Origin of the sequence: Fodinibius roseus (genome assembly GCF_900129315.1) — a bacterium.
In the GTDB taxonomy this organism is placed as follows: Bacteria; Bacteroidota; Rhodothermia; order Balneolales; family Balneolaceae; genus Fodinibius; species Fodinibius roseus.
Window position 1 is genome coordinate 90,653 of the sequence record NZ_FQUS01000018.1, and the last position, 17,155, is coordinate 107,807.

The 17,155-nt window shown below is 48.8% G+C and carries 13 protein-coding genes; 10 read left to right on the forward strand and 3 right to left on the reverse strand.

Annotated features, from left to right (window positions below):
* Positions 1–150: 150 nt before the first annotated feature.
* Positions 151–1,515, forward strand: coding sequence for a peptidoglycan DD-metalloendopeptidase family protein (locus BUB16_RS15505; RefSeq protein WP_073066508.1), 1,365 nt, complete (start codon positions 151–153; stop codon positions 1,513–1,515).
* On the opposite strand, the gene BUB16_RS15510 is transcribed toward BUB16_RS15505, so the two are convergent.
* The gene (locus BUB16_RS15510) at positions 1,478–2,353 is read right to left on the reverse strand and encodes a DUF58 domain-containing protein (protein WP_073066511.1); all 876 of its coding nucleotides are present in this window, start codon (positions 2,351–2,353) and stop codon (positions 1,478–1,480) included. The genes BUB16_RS15505 and BUB16_RS15510 overlap by 38 nt on opposite strands.
* Before the next feature lie 378 nt (positions 2,354–2,731).
* Here BUB16_RS15510 and BUB16_RS15515 point away from each other — a divergent pair, with 378 nt between their 5' ends.
* The 8 genes from BUB16_RS15515 to tkt all read left to right on the forward strand — a co-directional run bounded on the left by BUB16_RS15515 (position 2,732) and on the right by tkt (position 11,584).
* Positions 2,732–2,995 carry a hypothetical protein gene (locus BUB16_RS15515; RefSeq protein ID WP_073066514.1) on the forward strand — a complete coding sequence of 88 codons (264 nt, stop codon included), beginning with the start codon at positions 2,732–2,734 and terminating at the stop codon, positions 2,993–2,995.
* 271 nt (positions 2,996–3,266) lie between these two features.
* Positions 3,267–4,379 (forward strand): alanine dehydrogenase, encoded by a 1,113-nt coding sequence (ald, locus tag BUB16_RS15520; protein WP_073066517.1) that lies wholly within the window; start codon positions 3,267–3,269, stop codon positions 4,377–4,379.
* A 425-nt stretch (positions 4,380–4,804) separates the two neighbouring features.
* Positions 4,805–5,605 carry a ParA family protein gene (locus BUB16_RS15525; RefSeq protein ID WP_073066520.1) on the forward strand — a complete coding sequence of 267 codons (801 nt, stop codon included), beginning with the start codon at positions 4,805–4,807 and terminating at the stop codon, positions 5,603–5,605.
* A 13-nt stretch (positions 5,606–5,618) separates the two neighbouring features.
* Positions 5,619–6,578: a ParB/RepB/Spo0J family partition protein gene (locus BUB16_RS15530; protein WP_073066523.1), complete on the forward strand. Its 960-nt coding sequence runs from the start codon at positions 5,619–5,621 to the stop codon at positions 6,576–6,578.
* Positions 6,562–7,215 carry a DUF5683 domain-containing protein gene (locus BUB16_RS15535; RefSeq protein WP_073066525.1) on the forward strand — a complete coding sequence of 218 codons (654 nt, stop codon included), beginning with the start codon at positions 6,562–6,564 and terminating at the stop codon, positions 7,213–7,215. The genes BUB16_RS15530 and BUB16_RS15535 overlap by 17 nt, the downstream gene beginning before the upstream one ends.
* A 14-nt stretch (positions 7,216–7,229) precedes the next feature.
* A complete protein-coding gene (locus BUB16_RS15540; RefSeq protein ID WP_073066528.1) occupies positions 7,230–7,949 on the forward strand; it encodes an LOG family protein in 720 nt (239 codons plus the stop codon).
* A 430-nt stretch (positions 7,950–8,379) separates the two neighbouring features.
* On the forward strand, positions 8,380–9,393 hold the full coding sequence (locus tag BUB16_RS15545; protein ID WP_073066532.1) for a tetratricopeptide repeat protein: 1,014 nt from the start codon (positions 8,380–8,382) through the stop codon (positions 9,391–9,393).
* Positions 9,394–9,574: 181 nt separating this feature from the next.
* Entirely contained in the window at positions 9,575–11,584 is a 2,010-nt protein-coding gene (tkt, locus tag BUB16_RS15550; RefSeq protein WP_073066535.1) for a transketolase, read from the forward strand.
* A gap of 118 nt (positions 11,585–11,702) precedes the next feature.
* Here tkt and BUB16_RS15555 read toward each other — a convergent pair whose 3' ends face one another.
* Positions 11,703–12,848, reverse strand: a complete 1,146-nt coding sequence (locus tag BUB16_RS15555; RefSeq protein ID WP_073066537.1) for a PP2C family protein-serine/threonine phosphatase — start codon at positions 12,846–12,848, stop codon at positions 11,703–11,705.
* A gap of 166 nt (positions 12,849–13,014) precedes the next feature.
* Here BUB16_RS15555 and polA point away from each other — a divergent pair, with 166 nt between their 5' ends.
* Positions 13,015–15,795 (forward strand): DNA polymerase I, encoded by a 2,781-nt coding sequence (gene polA, locus BUB16_RS15560; RefSeq protein ID WP_073066540.1) that lies wholly within the window; start codon positions 13,015–13,017, stop codon positions 15,793–15,795.
* Positions 15,796–15,802: 7 nt separating this feature from the next.
* Here the strand turns inward: polA and BUB16_RS15565 are convergent, their stop codons facing one another.
* Positions 15,803–16,930, reverse strand: a complete 1,128-nt coding sequence (locus BUB16_RS15565) for a DUF6588 family protein (protein WP_073066543.1) — start codon at positions 16,928–16,930, stop codon at positions 15,803–15,805.
* Positions 16,931–17,155 lie beyond the last annotated feature (225 nt).

The window sequence follows — 17,155 nt, forward strand, 5'->3', positions numbered from 1 at the left end:
AAAACATTGGCGCTCAAAATAGAAAAAATCTCTCCATCGGAAAAAATTAATATCAAATGGTGAACTGAAAATAATGAAATTTTGGATGTGCATAAAAACAAAGAAAATAGTATGTTTACCTACAAATAACCTAAACCCAAAAAAGTATAAATGCGAATACTACTTTCAGGGATACTTGCCGGTTTTATCCTCTGCGGCTGCACAGGTCAATCATCGGACACTCCTCCTCTCGCCAAGGCATCCACTTCCCAAAAAGATACTGTTAATAAAGATACTTCTAATACTAATACTAATGAACCTCCTGAGCTTGATGCTTTTGGCTTCAGGATTAATAATGTTGAAGTGGAAGAGCGAACGATTAAACGGAATGAAAGTCTGTATCTTATCCTGGATAAGCTTGACTTCAGTCCCCGCCAGATTTTTTCCGTAAGTAATAAAGCGGAAAAAGTGGTCGACTTACAATCGATGCGTCCCGGTCAGCGGTACCACATTTATTCCGGGTCGGATACGGCTTCCTCTCCCGACCGTATCGTATGGCAGAAAAATGATATGGAATATGTGGTTTTTGACTGGCAGCAGGATTCCCTGGAAGTCTATCAGGCAGTCCGCCCGCTCTATACCGAAACGACGGTGACCTCCGGGACGATTGATAACTCGCTTTATCAAACCATAAGCACAAACGGCGGCAGCCCGCTACTGGCTCAAAAGCTTTCCAAGATATTTGCCTGGCAAGTCGACTTTTTCAGTCTTCGCAGTGGCGACAGCTTCAAAACGCTTTACGAAAACCGCTATGTCGATGATGAATTTTACGGGGTCGGGGATGTGCTGGCAGCTCAGCTCGAGCACCGGGGCAAGCTGTTCCGGGCCTATTATTTCTCACAGGGTGAGACCGAAGGCTTTTTTACCGAGGAGGGGGAGAGTGTTCAGCGAGCGTTGCTTAAAGCCCCTTTCGAGTATGATCATCGCATCAGTTCCCCGTTTTCAAGGAACAGGATGCATCCGATCCTGAACCGGCGCCGGCCGCACAACGGGGTTGACTATGCAGCCCCTTACGGAACTCCGGTACTCTCTACCGGCGACGGGGTGGTAACGGAGGCGCGGTATCGCGGGGCCAGCGGCAATATCGTGCAGGTAAAGCACAACAGAACCTATCGGACGGCTTATTTGCATCTCAAAGGGTTTGCAGGGGGAATCCGGGCAGGCACGCATGTGGAACAGGGACAGGTGATCGGCTATGTGGGGACTACCGGGCGTTCTACCGGGCCGCACCTGCATTACGAAATCAAGCGGAACAACAGGCCTGTTAATCCCCTGACGATGGATTTGCCTTCCTCGGAATCTATTCCCGAAAAGCTGATGGCGGATTTCAACGAAGTAAGAGAAGCCTACGACCGCCAGCTGGATGCCCGCAAGGAGGGAGATACAGGCGAATCCATGATTACACTCAGCATGCCTGATACTACCATACCCGGCTTCCTTAATACCGGTGCATTCGCCGGTGAAAAAATGAGATAAGCGGGCGGACGTACGACTCGTTGGTCTGCACTTCTATCATGTCGATTTTAAGCCGCATAAGCTGATCATGCAGTGCCTGTTTATGGCGCAGCCGTTTTTTGCGGTATGCTTTCCGCACTTTTTCGCTGGAGGTATCCACCAGCACTTCCCGGCCGGTTTCAGCATCTTTCAGGGGCACCAGTCCCAGGTCCGGGAGTTCATCCTCCAGCCTGTCGTTGATAAAAATATTTACCAGGTCATGCTTCCGATTGGTGATTTTGAGCTGTCGGTGATACCGGTCATCCTGGAAGTCGCTGGCCAGGATAACGATGGCCCGCCGGTTCAGCAGCCGGTTGACATAAGAGAGGGCTTCGCTGATATCGGTTCCCGTTCCCTTCGGCTCGGTAGTCAGCAGTTCGCGAATGAGTCGCAATACGTGCAGCCGCCCCTTTTTGGGAGGAATAACTTTTTCGATTTCGTCGGTAAAAAGGATTAATCCCACTTTATCGCCGTTTTGGATGGCGCTGAAGGCGAGGACGGCACAGATCTCAATAGAAAGGTCCATCTTGCTTTGATCCCGGCTTCCAAACACCCCGCTGGGGGAAATGTCCACACACAGCATAAGCGTTTGCTCCCGTTCCTCCTCAAACTGTTTGATAAAAGGATCGCCGGTCCGCGCCGTCACATTCCAGTCGATCTGCCGGATATCGTCGCCGTAGGTATATTGCCGTACTTCCGAAAATTCCATACCGCGTCCCTTAAACGTGGACTGGTATTCCCCCCCAAATATGTTATTGACCATCCCTTTGGTCCGGATCTCTATCTTGCGAACTTTCTTGAGGATCTCTTTTGAAATCATAAAGTAGCTTGTTGGTATTAAAAATATGTGGGAAGAATACGAGAAATTGAGGGTAGTTGAAAGCGATAAGATACCATTATCCCAACGTTCCCGGTACGAGATTTGAGATCATACTCTTTAAGATCATCCGATCGTAACAATTTGATAATATTCAGATAACTTTTTGTTGATAGTGATTCGTTGTTTTACAGACCTGTTAACGTTCAACCAATAGAAGGCTTTGCAAAATGGTTTTATTGCCCTATCTCTTCGAAATCGGGATGTCAAAATCCTCACCTATGCTCAATGTGCTGTGGTCCTGAAATTCCTCTGGCCCCGAACCTGAGCAAAAAGCCCTTGTTTTGCAAATCCTTCCGATAGAAAAATAACGACCGGCATATGATGATTGGCAGCAAGTTCAGCAAAAAGTATCACCATTTTTTACAAAAAATAGGAGATTTGTCCGGCGGCGATACCTCTCACAAGATTTCAGTGCGAAAATTAAATGATAATATCCGGTTAGATCGCACGGAAATAAAGAACGTGCTGGAATATCTGCAGGAGCTCGGTTTTATTACTATTGAAACGATCGGAGGTCCCTTTCTCTACGGTCATATCACAATCACGAAAGCCGGACTCCGAAAATATAACGAACTTTCGTAGGTGAGTGTACACCTTTCTCTTTTATTATCGTCCGGGGCATTAAATTTTTCCCAAAAAATACCTACCTTTGGCACGGATTTCATTCAAAGGGTTATATTATATGTAATCCCGCAAGCGTTCCCGGTTCCGGATAGATCGGGCGGGGAATATGCGATGGCATTGGTATTATGCTTTTGCTTCGCTTTGGAGTCACATGACCACAGACAATGCGGATACAACAGGATCCTGAGGCCCTTTCGCGTAATTTCTTATTAACTTAAAACCTGTATCTATGATCATCGGTGTACCCAAGGAAATTAAAACACATGAGAACCGGGTGGCGTTATTGCCCGGCGGGGTCACAAAGCTAAAAGAAAACGGACACCGTATCCTGGTCGAAGAAGGCGCCGGGGAAGGGAGCGGATTTCCTGATGAGCAATATGAAGCGGCCGGGGCTACGGTTCTTGAAGAGGTGGAGGAGCTCTGGGCAGAAGCTGAGATGATCATGAAGGTTAAAGAACCGCTTGAAGTCGAATATCCCCGGATGAGAGGGGGACAGATTATCTTTACGTATTTCCACTTTGCGGCCAGTGAGTCCCTGACCGAGGCTGTGATTGAATCAAAGAGTATTGCGATTGCCTACGAGACGGTTGAAAAGGAGGATCGATCGCTTCCGCTGCTGATACCGATGAGTGAGGTAGCGGGACGCATGGCTTCCCAGGAGGGGGCTAAGTACCTGGAGAAGCCGCAAGGGGGACGCGGGATCCTGCTGGGTGGCATCCCGGGGGTTAAACCCGCTAACGTGATGGTATTGGGCGGGGGTGTTGTGGGCGTGAATGCGGCTAAAATTGCAGCGGGTATGGGAGCAAATGTAACGATTATGGATATAAACATCGCTCGCCTGCGACAGCTTGACGACTGGATGCCTAAAAATATAGACACGATGTTTTCCTCAAGAGTAAATATCCAGCGGATGCTCCCGCAGATGGATATGATTATCGGTGCTGTGCTCAATCCGGGCGCCAAAGCACCTCATCTTATTACCAGAGAGATGCTACCCTCGATGCAAAAGGGCACGGTGTTGGTGGATGTGGCGATAGACCAGGGGGGGTGTTTTGAAACGTCGACCCCAACTACACACGACGACCCTGTCTATCAGGTCGATGGCATTGTCCATTACTGTGTGGCAAATATGCCGGGGGCCGTGCCGTACACCTCTACATTGGGACTGACCAACGTGACGTTGCCATATGCGGTGGATATTGCCAACAAAGGGTGGGAACAGGCCATTAAAGATGACCCTGAACTGCAAAAGGGACTTAATATCGCCGGTGGGGATATTGTGTATGAACCTGTGGCCGAGGCCTTTAATCTTGATTATACGTCCCTCGAGCGTACGGTTTAAACGGGAGTTCCCGGTGCAATATCCGGGGCGGCAGGTCTATGTCATAACCCGGCTAAGACAAACAGCTTTTTCAGGAGTTGAAGGCCTCGCCATACCGGCTCATCGGTATTCAACCCGGCAGCCGGTATGCGGGTAGTACCCATAGGTGAGGGCGAGGAAGGGCAATAACAGGCCGCCTGACAGATGATTTAAGACCCATAGCCGTGCAATATGTCATTCAAGCAGGTCCAGCCAGCCAGAATAAATGATGATATAAAATAATTTGTTAACTGACAGGTTATAAAATACTGCTGTGCATATTGATAGACAGGCTGTCGGAATTGGTTAATAACTTGTTAATAAGTATTTTTGTTTACCATAAGACATCCCATTATATTTTTGAAACATTAGTTAGATAATCGTTGTAACAGGTTTAATCAGATTACATGGGTAAAGTTATTTCTATTGCGAATCAAAAAGGGGGGGTTGGTAAGACGACAACGGCTATCAATCTTGCCGCCAGTCTTGCAGCGATTGAGCATACCACCCTTGTTATTGATATTGATCCACAAAGCAATACGACCAGTGGGTTGGGTATCGAAGCAAAAACAGTTACCAATTCAATCTATGAAGTGCTGGTAGGCGGCGTAGATGCTACGGATGCCGTGCGGGAAACCGAATTGCCCTTTTTAGAGATTATACCTTCGCATATCAACCTCGTCGGGGCCGAAATAGAGATGATCGATCGCGAGGAGCGGGAACGTATCCTGGAGAAAGCCATAGGGGATCTGGCAGATCAATACGACTTCGTGATTATCGATTGCCCCCCTTCGCTCGGATTGCTTACCATCAATGCGTTGACAGCCTCAGATTCGGTTATCATCCCGGTACAGTGCGAGTACTTTGCCCTCGAGGGGCTGGGACAGCTGTTGAATACCATCAAGATTGTTCGGCAGCACCTGAATACCGACCTGGAGATCGAAGGAGTGCTGTTGACGATGTTTGATACGCGAACGCGGCTTTCCGACCAGGTCGCCGAGGAGGTTCGCAAGTATTTTGAGGACCGGGTTTTTGAGGCCGTTATTGCCCGAAATATACGGCTGGCGGAAGCACCGAGTTTTGGTAAACCTGCCTTGTTATATGATTCGACCAGCCGGGGAGCCAAAAATTACCTGAGTCTGGCCCGTGAAATCATACATCGCAATAAGGAACTTTTTAAAGACAGTCCTGTTTTTGCAAGCAGTTAAGGAGTGATAAGTTATGGCATCAAAAAAAGTTTTAGGTCGCGGTCTCAGTGCTTTCTTTCCCGAGTATGAAGACGAAAATAAAAAGGATAAGGAAGGACAAGGTGTAACTGAAGGTAAAGGCGAAAGCGGGAAAGAGGATATTGCCGGCAGCGGAACCTATGTAGAGCCGGAGCAGCGTGTGAATATTGTATTGCATGTTCCGGTCGATAATATCCGGGCGAATCCGCATCAGCCGCGCAAGGAGTTTGACGAGGAGCGCCTTGAAGAGCTGGCCGGTTCTATCGAAAATCACGGGCTCATCCAGCCCATAACCGTACGATACATCGGAGAAAAGAGATTTGAGTTAATCAGCGGAGAACGGAGGCTCAGGGCTGCGAAACGAGCCGGGATTGAAGAGCTTCCTGCATATATTCGGGAAGTGAACGATGAGGATATCATCTCATATGCCCTCATCGAGAATATTCAGCGCGAGGATTTGAACCCTATCGAAGTGGCGCTGGGTTATCAGCGGCTGGTTGAAGAAGCAGAATACACGCAGGCTGAAGTGGCCCGCCGAGTGGGAAAAAATCGTTCGACGGTGGCTAATATGCTGCGCCTGCTCAACCTTCCGCCGTTCATCCAGGCGGGGTTGCGGGATGAGAAAATTTCCATGGGGCACGCCCGGGCTCTTATATCTGTGGAGGATCCCGACGATCAGGAGGCGATATACAAGAAAATTATCAAAAAAGGATATTCGGTTCGCCAGACAGAAAAAGCGGTGAAAGCCTTAACGGAGGAGAAGGCCACCTCCGAAAGCAGTACCGGGAAGGATCGACAGAATGCTTTTCTTAAAGAGATATCCGACAGGTTGCGCAATAAACTGAGTACCAAAGTTAAAATTAAATCCAAAAAGAATGGTGGCGAAATACGTATCGAATATTATTCGGATGAGGAGCTGGACCGCCTGCTTGGACTGTTTGAGAATATTTCTTAGCCTGATTTTTTTTCTTTTTGGATGTACGATATACAGCTACGGACAGACACTGCGATCACGGATCGATCGATCCTTTCAGCCGCTCTCGCACTATTCGCTTTCCCCTGAAGTACCCGGGTCTTTAGACGCCCGACAGGATACGGCAGAAGGCGGGGAGTCGCTGCCCAGTCCCAACAGTGTGATGTACAAATCGATGATTATTCCCGGGTGGGGACAGGTAACCAATAACCAGATCTGGAAGGTGCCTATTGTATACGGGCTTTTGGGCGGTCTGACATGGTATAGCATCGATCTTACCAGGCGTTATCACGATTACCGGGCTGCCTATTATAATTTGAATGATCAAACGTCCGATGACCAGCGGTTTGGTCCCACTCCCGACTATATTCCCGAAAGCGCCAATTTGGAACAGCTGAAAACCATCCGCAATACCTATCGCAACCGCCGGGATATGGTTTATATCGGTATTGCGTTGGCATATGGACTTAATATCGTGGATGCTTATGTTTTTGCCCATATGCGATCGTTTGATGTTTCGGATAATCTAAGCATGCGTCCGTCCCTAAAGCCTGATGTCATGGCGCACGCTGCCTTCGGGGTAACCCTTTCGGTGGAACTGTTTAAGAAATCTAAGTAAATGAATAGAAGTCTATGAATAAAGAAGACAGCAATCGTTTTGAAAAAAACAGCAATCGTATAGCACCCGAAAGCTTTGACCAGTCTCACAGCGAGGACGTATGGAGTGTTTTTAAGATAATTGGGGAATTTGCCGAGGGGTATGACAAATTATTTAAAATTGGTCCCTGTGTTTCTATGTTTGGTTCAGCACGCTCCACGCCTGATAACCCGTACTATAAGATGGCCAAGGAGACCGCAAAAAAGATCACCGAGCAGGGGTTCGGGATTATCACCGGGGGGGGACCCGGCATTATGGAAGCGGCCAACCAGGGAGCCCAGGAGGGAAAGGGAAAGTCCGTTGGCCTCGGCATAACCTTGCCGCACGAGCAGGGAGTCAATGCCTACGTTGATACTGATTATGAAATAAATTTTAATTATTTTTTTGCGCGAAAGGTGATGTTTGTCAAATATGCCCAGGGCTTTATCGTATTCCCCGGGGGGTTCGGCACACTGGACGAGTTTTTCGAGGCGTTGACGCTTATCCAGACAAGAAAAATAGAGTCGTTTCCTGTTATATTAGTCGGCAGGGAGTACTGGGGCGGACTTGTTGACTGGATCAAGACGACCATGATTGAGAACGGGACCGTCTCTGATCATGATGTTACTCTTTTTCAACTGACCGATGAACCGGATGAAGCGGTACAGATTATTTGTGACTTTTACCGGCGCCATACCCTGAAACCAAACTTTTAGCCCGGATTTTTCAACACGAAATTGGTCCTTTTATATACCATACCTCTTTGCGAATTAATATGGAAAAGAGGATCCCAATCCTTTAATTACGGTTGGAATACGGCTTAGAGGGGGAGGGATCCGGGAATTTTAGCCAATATCACCCTAAGTGCATTCAAAACCACAGTATATAAATCATATGTGATGATATTGAATGCACGAGAATGAAGAGATTGGCTATAAAAACGGTTTTGCAAAGAGTTCCGTTAATCGGTTCGAAACATAGTATATTAAAACTTATTATAAAGAATAAAGCGCCTGGAGACCTATTTTATAAGTTTGACTTACGAATTCATACAATAAATAAGCTGTGAACAGGTTTTACTTTTAAATACATAATTTTATTCATTACATTAATTGCTTTTAACATTCAACCAAACCCGTAGGAATTATGAAGCTGTTTAAAAATAGTCTTGCAACACTGTTATTGGCCCTGTTTATTGTGGGCGTAACGAATGTCAACGCCCAGGATAAACGTGAAGCCGTTCAAACCTATAACAAAGCCCTGGAGCTTGTCGAGTCGGAAGATTATGAGCAGGCAGTAAGTATGTTTAACCAAGCTATAGCCCAGGGTGAGGAGCTGGGAGAAGAGGGGCAGGATATTGTCCAGCGTGCCGAAAAACAGCTCCCCACGACCTACTACCAGATGGCGTTAAGGGAATACCGCACATTCCAAAACGACAAATCCCTCAGCAGCCTGGAGGCTACGATTAGCGCTTTTCGTGAAGCCGGGGAGATAAGCGAAGAGTATGGCAATGAGCAGATCGCCGAAAAAGTTCCGGGCGTCATCACCCAGCTGATGTACAACCGGGCTCTGCTGCAATACCAGCAGGAAGACTTTGAGGCCGCTCTGGCGACTCTCGATGAAGTGATAGAGCGCAATGCCAATTATGCCAAAGCGTATTATCAAAAAGGCATTGTTACGAAGAATATGGAAGGCAGCAGCCTGGATGAAGCCCTCGGCTATTTTGATAAAGCCATCGAGGTAGGGGAGCAAAACAACGATAATCAGATTGTGTCCCGCGCCCAGGAGGCCGCCGCCAGCGAGCTGATTTATCGCGGCTCGCAAGCGAATGAAAATGACGATTATGAGACTGCGATCAGCTTGTTGAATAGCGCGTTAGAGTACGATTCTTCTTCCGAGGAGGCTTATTACCGCCTGTCGGAAGCCTATAACGGCCGGCAACAGTGGGCGGAAGCCGCGGAGGCTGCCCAGCAGGCCATTGAGCTGGGCAACGGCGGTCGTACCGACCAGGCCAAGAACTACTTCTCGCTGGGTACAGCTTACCAGGGTTTAGGTCAGCGGGCCGATGCCTGCGACGCTTTTGATAATGCCGCCTATGGATCATTCAAGAGCTCGGCAGAGCACAAGATGGAATTTGAGCTCAAATGTGAAAATATTTAAGAGCAGAAACCGGTCTTTTATCAGTGTTTTTGGAAAGGCTCCGGATATCCGGAGCCTTTTTTAATGCCCTTGACACGCAGCCGTATCCGTCACTATTCTTTTCTTTTATGTAAGCCTTCCTTTGGCTATTTTCCGTTCTGAAATTTGATGCTAACTCCAAATACTTCCGGTACTTATACTGATGAGTCACTCTTCCAATTCACTTGATGACCTTTGTGTGAATACGATACGAACCCTGGCGATGGATGCCGTTCAACAGGCCGGCTCGGGACACCCGGGCATGCCCATGGGGATGGCGGACGCTGCATACGTATTATGGACAAAATTCCTGAAACACAATCCGGCTGATCCCGGGTGGTATGACCGCGACCGGTTTATCCTCTCGGCCGGACACGGTTCCATCCTTCTGTACAGCCTGTTGCATCTCACCGGCTATGAGCTGCCTCTCGAAGAGTTAAAGAATCTGCGTCAGCTCGACAGTCTGACCCCGGGTCACCCGGAAGCGCATTTAACCCCCGGCGTCGAAACGACCACGGGTCCGCTGGGACAGGGCTTTGCCACCGGTGTGGGGATGGCGATGGCGGAAGCGCATATGGCTGCAAAATTTAACAGGGACGGCTATCCCGTTACGGATCATTATACCTATGGCATCGTCAGCGACGGGGACCTGATGGAAGGCATCTCTCAGGAAGCGGCCTCCATGGCCGGGCACATGAAGCTGGGAAAGCTAATTTATCTCTATGACGATAATGAGATCTCTATTGACGGCAGCACCGATCTGGCCTTTACCGAAGATGTGGAGCAAAGGTTTAATGCGAACCGGTGGCATACCATCAGTATTGATGGCCATGATCGCAGGGCCGTGGAAGAAGCGATTGCAGAAGCTCAGGCCGTAACCGATAAACCTTCGTTGATCTTGTGTCGCACACACATTGGTTTTGGCAGTCCCAATAAGCAGGACAGTTCGGCTTCGCATGGTTCGCCACTCGGTGAAGAGGAGATCCAACAGACCAAAGACCGGCTCGGCTGGAAGTATGAGGACAAATTTCATATCCCGGAGAAGGTATTGGAGCATTTCCGTCAGGCTGAAGAGGAGGGAGCAACCCGCACCCGGCAGTGGAAAGAGCTGTTCAATCAATACAGGCAGGAGCATACGGAAGAGAGCAAACAGTTCGAAATGGCACTGAACCGGGAATTGCCAACCGATTTCGACTCCTTTCTTCCTGCCTTCGAGGCAGATGAGGAGGGAATGGCTACGCGTGCTTCCTCCGGAAAGGTGATACAAAAGTTGGCTGCCAATATTCCCCAGCTGATTGGTGGATCAGCCGATCTTACCGGCAGCAACAAAACCTGGATGGACGATGCTGGAATTTTCGGGTCATCGAACTATGCCGGCAGAAATATTCACTTCGGCGTTAGAGAGCATGCGATGGGAGCGGCACTCAACGGGATGGCCCTGCACAGGGGCGTTATCCCGTTCGGGGGCACATTCCTGATCTTTTCCGATTACTGTCGGCCGGCCATTCGCATTGCGGCCTTATCGCATATCCCCTCGGTTTTTGTCTTTACGCACGACAGTATTGGCCTCGGGGGCGACGGGCCGACCCATCAGCCGGTCGAGCATTTAGCTTCCCTGCGGGCTATGCCCCATGCCCTCGTGCTGCGCCCCGCCGATGCCAATGAAGTGGCCTGGGCCTGGAAAGCTGCTCTCGGCTATACCGATGGTCCGGCGCTTTTGGCCCTTACCCGTCAGAGTATTCCAACCTTTGAGCGGACGGAGGCAAACCGGGCCTCCCTGACTACCAGAGGCGCTTATATCCTGGCTGATTCCGAAAAAGATACCCCCGATGCCATTTTAATAGGCACGGGTTCGGAAGTCCATTTGGCCATGCAGGCAAGAACCAGGCTCCGGGAGCAGGGCAGGGATGTCCGCGTTGTGAGCATGCCCTCCTGGGAACTCTTTCGTAAGCAGGATAAAAACTACAGGCAAAGCGTTCTGCCGGAAGAGGTAACCGTTCGCGTGTCCATTGAAGCCGCCGCAACCTTCGGCTGGAAGGAGTGGATAGGTGATAAGGGAATGGCCATAGGAATAGATCATTTTGGGGCCTCAGCACCATACAAGGAAATATTTGAGAAATATGGACTGACCGTCGACCGCATTGTGGAAGAGGCTCAAAAGCTCCTTCACTGACAGAAGTTGGAGGTTCAAGGCTGGACAGCCGGAGGTAAAATCTTTCTCATTACCGAACCGGCCTTGAACCTCCTGCCTTTTCTAGCTTCCAACACTTTCCAGCCTCTCAGCCCGCCCTTCAGCCGGATCGGTGCACACAGGTAAAGGTGACGTCATCCCCCGGCTTTTCCCGGCCGATAAAGTTTTCGAGGGAAGACTGAATTTTGCGAACGATTGTCTTTGCGTGCAGGGACCCGTAAATACTGAGAATGGCGTCGAGGCGGTCCGCCCCGTATTCCTCCCCGACCTCGTTGCGGGCTTCGGTCAGCCCGTCGGTATAGAAGAGTACACTGTCGCCGGAGCCGAATTGAAATTTCTTTTCCTGAAGATGAAGTTTAAGATTAGCTGAAGAAGTCATGCCCAGGGCAAAACCGTCGGATCGAAGGTCAAAAGTGACATCCCGCTCCTTGTTAAAGAGAATGGGGGCGTTATGTCCGGCTCGTGCAAACGTAAAAAAGTCTTCTTGTGCCGGGAAAAAAGCCGCGCAGGCCGTCACAAACGTTTTATCCGCAATCCCGGATTTAACGTAGTCGTTAAGTTCCAGGAATAGCTGCTTGGGAGAAGGCTGATTTTTTTCAATAATGAGGTGAACCAGGGCCTGCATGCGGACCATGTAGAGGGCCGCCGACAGTCCTTTCCCGGAGACATCCGCGATAATGACGTAGATCCCGGATTCGGTTTCAATAATATCCACATAATCGCCGCCCACCTCCTTGGCGGTCGTGGCAAAAGAGAATATTTCAAGCGATGTACTCTGGAATTCAGTGCCCGGCAGCAGACTCAGCTGAATATCCCGGGCCAGATCTATTTCACGCTTGACGTCTGATTTTTCAAGCAGTTCCACCAGGAGCAGGATGAGCATCGATCCGAAGGCAAAAGGCAGCAGAAGCTCATAGAAAAGAATGAAGCCGGTAAGTTGAAGAACTCCAAATAAATAATGGGAGACAAAGGCGATAACAGATAAGCCGAATAACAGCCGGCGTGTGGGGTTGAGCCGCTCCGTCAGGGCAGAGAAAAGTCGCAGGAATTTCAGGTGACCGGGAATATCCTCAGGATTCCTCTGTTCGGCGCCTTCCAGTATGGCTTCTTCATACAGCTGCTTGAGCCTATCGGTATCCTTGTAGAAATCTTTACCCATACGCTCCCGCGTCATGCCGGATATATATTCCTTGTAAACCGATTTAGTATTTTGAAATGCAGTTTGTGCTTCGTTTTTTAAGAACATGTAAAAAATATGTTATCACGTTGTTATAGCCCTTATTCGTAAACGATATCAAAAAGTTTTACCTTTTTTATTATTACGGTTTATTTCCTCTGCAGGGGTAGGCTCGCCTGTTAGAGATTTGTATATTTGCATTTAATTTTGAAACAGAAGTTAACGATTCAACCAGATGTCTAAAAGCACTCTTTTTTTACTGGACGGTATGGCCCTGGCTTACCGCTCTCATTTTGCCTTTATACGCAGCAATTTAAAAAATTCCGAAGGAATACCGACCGGTCCTGTTTTAGGATTTGCCAATACGCTGGAAAAGTTGCTTAAGGAGCATAAACCCTCTCATATTGCCGTTGCCTGGGATACAAACGTGCCGACTTTTCGACACGAAATAGATGATGATTACAAGGCCAACCGTCCCCCGCAGCCCGAAGAGCTGAAAATCGGCATTCCCCTGATCAAAGAGATGATCGAAGGATATGGTATCCCGAATATCGAGCAGGATCGCTACGAGGCCGACGATCTTATCGGTACCATTGCCAGCGATGCCAACGCTGAAGACGTAGATGTGTATATGGTGACGCCGGACAAAGATTTCATGCAGCTGGTACACGATCATATCATGATGTATAAACCCGATAATAAAAACGGCGGCTTTAACCTTATCGGGCGGGAGGAGGTCAAGGATTATTTTGGTGTCTACCCGGAAAAAGTGGTGGATGTGTTAGCTATCCTGGGCGATACATCGGATAATATTCCAGGCGTCAAAGGCATCGGCAAGAAGGGAGCGCCCAGGCTGATCAATAAATACGGGAGCCTGGAAGCAGCTATCGAGGATGCTCCGAATATGTCTTCCAAACGGCATCGCGAAGGCCTACAGGAATATGAAGAGGAAGCACTCCATGCAAAGGAAATGGTAACGATTAAGACCGACGTACCGGATACGGTAAAGTGGGAAGACCTCGACTGGGAAGGCGCTGATGAGAAAACATTAGGTAAATTTTTTAAAAGGATGGAGTTTCGCACGCTGACCAAAAAATATCTTGGCGAAGAAATCAGTCGTTCCTCCCGTAACAAGTCCCGAAAATCAAATAAAAACCAGACTGATCTTTTTGGCGAGAATGAGACCGAAGAAGGGGAGAGCGGGCTGCAGTCATTCGATGAGGATATTGTCAGTTACGACCTGGTTAACGACCTCACGTCTCTTAAAGAGCTGGTTGCAAGGCTGCAGGGATCCCGGCAGCTCTGTTTTGATACCGAGACCGACGGGGTGGATCCCATGGTACACAAGCTGGTGGGAATTTCGCTCTCTGCTACGGCCGGGGTAGCGTATTATATACCGTTGAACGTGGAGGAGGGGATCCCGCAGGAAGAAGCACTGGTCATTCTTGAGCCCTTGTTTACCAACGAGGACACACTGAAGATCGCCCATAATTACAAATTCGATTATATGATGCTTCGCCGTGCCGGGCTGGAGCCGAAGGGACCGGCTTTCGATACCATGATTGCCGGCTACCTGATTGATGCCGACCAGAAGTTAAAGATGGATGCGTTGGCCAAAACCTACCTGCAGTACGAACCTATTCCCATAGAACAGCTGATCGGATCGGGACGGAATAAGAAAACAATGGATGAGATTCCTGCCGAAGAGGTTGCCGTTTATGCCTGCGAGGATGCGGATATTACGCTTCGGCTGTATGAAGTGCTGAGTGACATTCTGGAAGAGGATGAATTGTCTGAAATTGCACGGTCCCTGGAATTTCCGCTGATGGAGGTGTTGGCCAAAATGGAAATGCAGGGGGTGCTGGTGGATCAAGAGCTGCTTGAGGAATTCTCCGAGACGCTCCGCGCCGATCTGATTACCCTTGAGCAGAAGATTTATGAAAAGGCCGGCATGGAATTCAACATTAACTCACCCAAACAACTGGGAGAGGTATTATTTGACAACATGGGGCTTCCGGCGGGCAAAAAGACCAAGACCGGGCAATACTCCACGGCCGAGTCGGTGCTGAAAAAATTGGCAACAGAATACGAAATGCCGGATCTCATCCTGGAATACCGGGCGCTCAGCAAATTGAAGTCGACCTATGTGGATGCCTTGCCGAAGCTGATTAATGAGGAAACGGGACGTATTCACACCGATTACAATCAGAGTATCGCTGCGACGGGTCGTCTGTCATCATCCAATCCCAACCTGCAGAATATTCCCATACGAACGGAACGGGGACGCGAAATACGGAAGGCTTTTATTGCGGAGGAGGGACATCAGCTGCTTTCGGCTGATTATTCGCAGGTGGAACTGCGTGTCATTGCTTCCATAGCGGAGGATGAAAATATGATCAGGGCCTTTAAAAATGGAGAGGATATACATTCCCGGACGGCCAAAGAGATTTTTGATTTGGATTCTATTGACGATGTGACGCCAAATCAACGACGTAAGGCGAAGGAAGTTAATTTTGGTATCCCGTATGGGGTTAGCGCGTATGGGCTCGCTAACCGGCTGGGAATCACCAACAGCGAGGGGAAAGAGATGATTGATCAGTACTTCGAGCGCTTTCCGGGTATATTGGATTATATCAACGAGACCAAAGCCTTTGCCCGCGAAAACGGCTATGTCAAAACGCTGCTGGGACGCCGGCGCTATATTCCCCGGATTACTGCGGGTAACTGGAATGTGCGGGCTTTTGCCGAGCGAACGGCTATCAATATGCCGATACAGGGTACTGCTGCGGATATCATCAAGCTGGCCATGATAAACATCCAGGAATTTATCGAAGAGCAAGAGCTTGCCACCCGGATGCTGCTGCAGGTTCACGACGAGCTGATTTTTTCTGTGCCCGATGAGGAGGCGGCGGAAGTCCCCCCAAAGCTAAAAGAACTGATGGAATCGGCCTACGAACTGGCGGTCCCTCTCGATGTGGAGATGGGACTGGCCGATAACTGGCTCGAAGCACACTAAAATATAATTACCTGAAGCTGAATCCCACGCCCACTTGTCCCACGGGATACTTCGAGAGAGTGTAGGAAGCGGTGATATTAAAAATGGCCAACTTTATTCTTGTTCCGACTAAGCCCCGGAAAGAGTTGTTGTCGTCGTAGGAAATGTCAATGGGATTGTCGATCTTCTCGATTTTTTTTGGTTGATTGGATTGGTCCGGAAAATCTTCATTTGGAACGGTCACGGGATACGAACCGGGAGTATCGATGGTCAGGCTTGAGGTTTCATACCCAATACCTCCATAAAAGGAAATAAAAGGCAGAGTTTTACCGACCAGGGCGTTAATGGTAAAGGCGTTAGAACGCATGGCTGCTTTTTGCCCTTCCCAGGTTGAGGGATCATAGTTGTTCTCCACATCACTGCCCTGCTCCGGATCAACATCAAAAGCAATGGAGGAGTTTAGTTTGGTATAGCCTGCCTGCAGCGAAATATTGACGGGGATAAGCTTGCCGCCGGGCAGCCACTGGGTGATATCATGCTTGAGTCCAATCCCCCAGAGGTCCAGTTTTATATCATTGGGAAGGTCAAGGGGAGGAACATAGCGAACCGTCACATCGGTGCCCTTGACAAAGCCCACACTTGCCTGTACCATGGGCGCAGGCACATAGGGAACGTCAGTACCCCCGGGCATTTCAAAATCCACCCTTTCCTGCTGCTGTTCACCTGTTTGTGGGTTGGTATACGAAAAATAGGCGCCCAGGGTGGTATTTGATTCGTCCCCACCAAAGGCAGTGGGCGTAACAGGCGAGGTTGATTCCTCTTCGATATATTCCAGTTCCTTTAAATTCAGTTCCTGTACGTTGAATGAGCGGTCGGCGCCGGGTACACGGGCCACACTGGCACTTACTGTCAGATCAAAGCCGAGCACGCTATGGGACTTTGCCGTATTAAACCAGCCGGTGTTGAGGTCGGATCCGAAGCCGCTTCCGACGGGATCAAAGTAAGCCTTCAGCAGGGTGTTCGCATCTTGTCTGCCTTCCTCGGTTGCTGCGGCCTGGATAATATCACCGGCATTATTGAGCTGGGCTGTTACCGGTGATGTCACCATTAGTAATAAAAGACCGATTCCTATAAGGGTATATAGCTTTTTATCCATGATAAAATATCTGGTAAGTATATTGTGTTAACCGGTTTGTACGTATTGAGAATATTGAAAAACCCGTTTTTTGTTGGGCCAACAGGGGCCTTATCACACATTCAAAGATGTTGTGGTTAAATACCAATAATTAATAAGGGTCTTATGAAGCATAGCATGTTATAAAAGTTTGTAACATATTGCTATGCAATGAATAACAAATATTATAAGCGTTCAAAAATTTCA

What these genes read in the sequence shown, in the direction of transcription:
- BUB16_RS15545 (WP_073066532.1), top strand. Translation starts at nt 8,380, where the DNA reads ATGAAGCTGTTTAAAAATAGTCTTGCAACACTGTTATTGGCCCTGTTT.
- BUB16_RS15510 (WP_073066511.1), bottom strand. Translation starts at nt 2,353, where the DNA reads ATGATTTCAAAAGAGATCCTCAAGAAAGTTCGCAAGATAGAGATCCGG.
- ald (WP_073066517.1), top strand. Translation starts at nt 3,267, where the DNA reads ATGATCATCGGTGTACCCAAGGAAATTAAAACACATGAGAACCGGGTG.
- BUB16_RS15525 (WP_073066520.1), top strand. Translation starts at nt 4,805, where the DNA reads ATGGGTAAAGTTATTTCTATTGCGAATCAAAAAGGGGGGGTTGGTAAG.
- BUB16_RS15565 (WP_073066543.1), bottom strand. Translation starts at nt 16,930, where the DNA reads ATGGATAAAAAGCTATATACCCTTATAGGAATCGGTCTTTTATTACTA.
- BUB16_RS15505 (WP_073066508.1), top strand. Translation starts at nt 151, where the DNA reads ATGCGAATACTACTTTCAGGGATACTTGCCGGTTTTATCCTCTGCGGC.
- BUB16_RS15530 (WP_073066523.1), top strand. Translation starts at nt 5,619, where the DNA reads ATGGCATCAAAAAAAGTTTTAGGTCGCGGTCTCAGTGCTTTCTTTCCC.
- BUB16_RS15555 (WP_073066537.1), bottom strand. Translation starts at nt 12,848, where the DNA reads ATGTTCTTAAAAAACGAAGCACAAACTGCATTTCAAAATACTAAATCG.
- BUB16_RS15515 (WP_073066514.1), top strand. Translation starts at nt 2,732, where the DNA reads ATGATGATTGGCAGCAAGTTCAGCAAAAAGTATCACCATTTTTTACAA.
- BUB16_RS15540 (WP_073066528.1), top strand. Translation starts at nt 7,230, where the DNA reads ATGAATAAAGAAGACAGCAATCGTTTTGAAAAAAACAGCAATCGTATA.
- polA (WP_073066540.1), top strand. Translation starts at nt 13,015, where the DNA reads ATGTCTAAAAGCACTCTTTTTTTACTGGACGGTATGGCCCTGGCTTAC.
- tkt (WP_073066535.1), top strand. Translation starts at nt 9,575, where the DNA reads ATGAGTCACTCTTCCAATTCACTTGATGACCTTTGTGTGAATACGATA.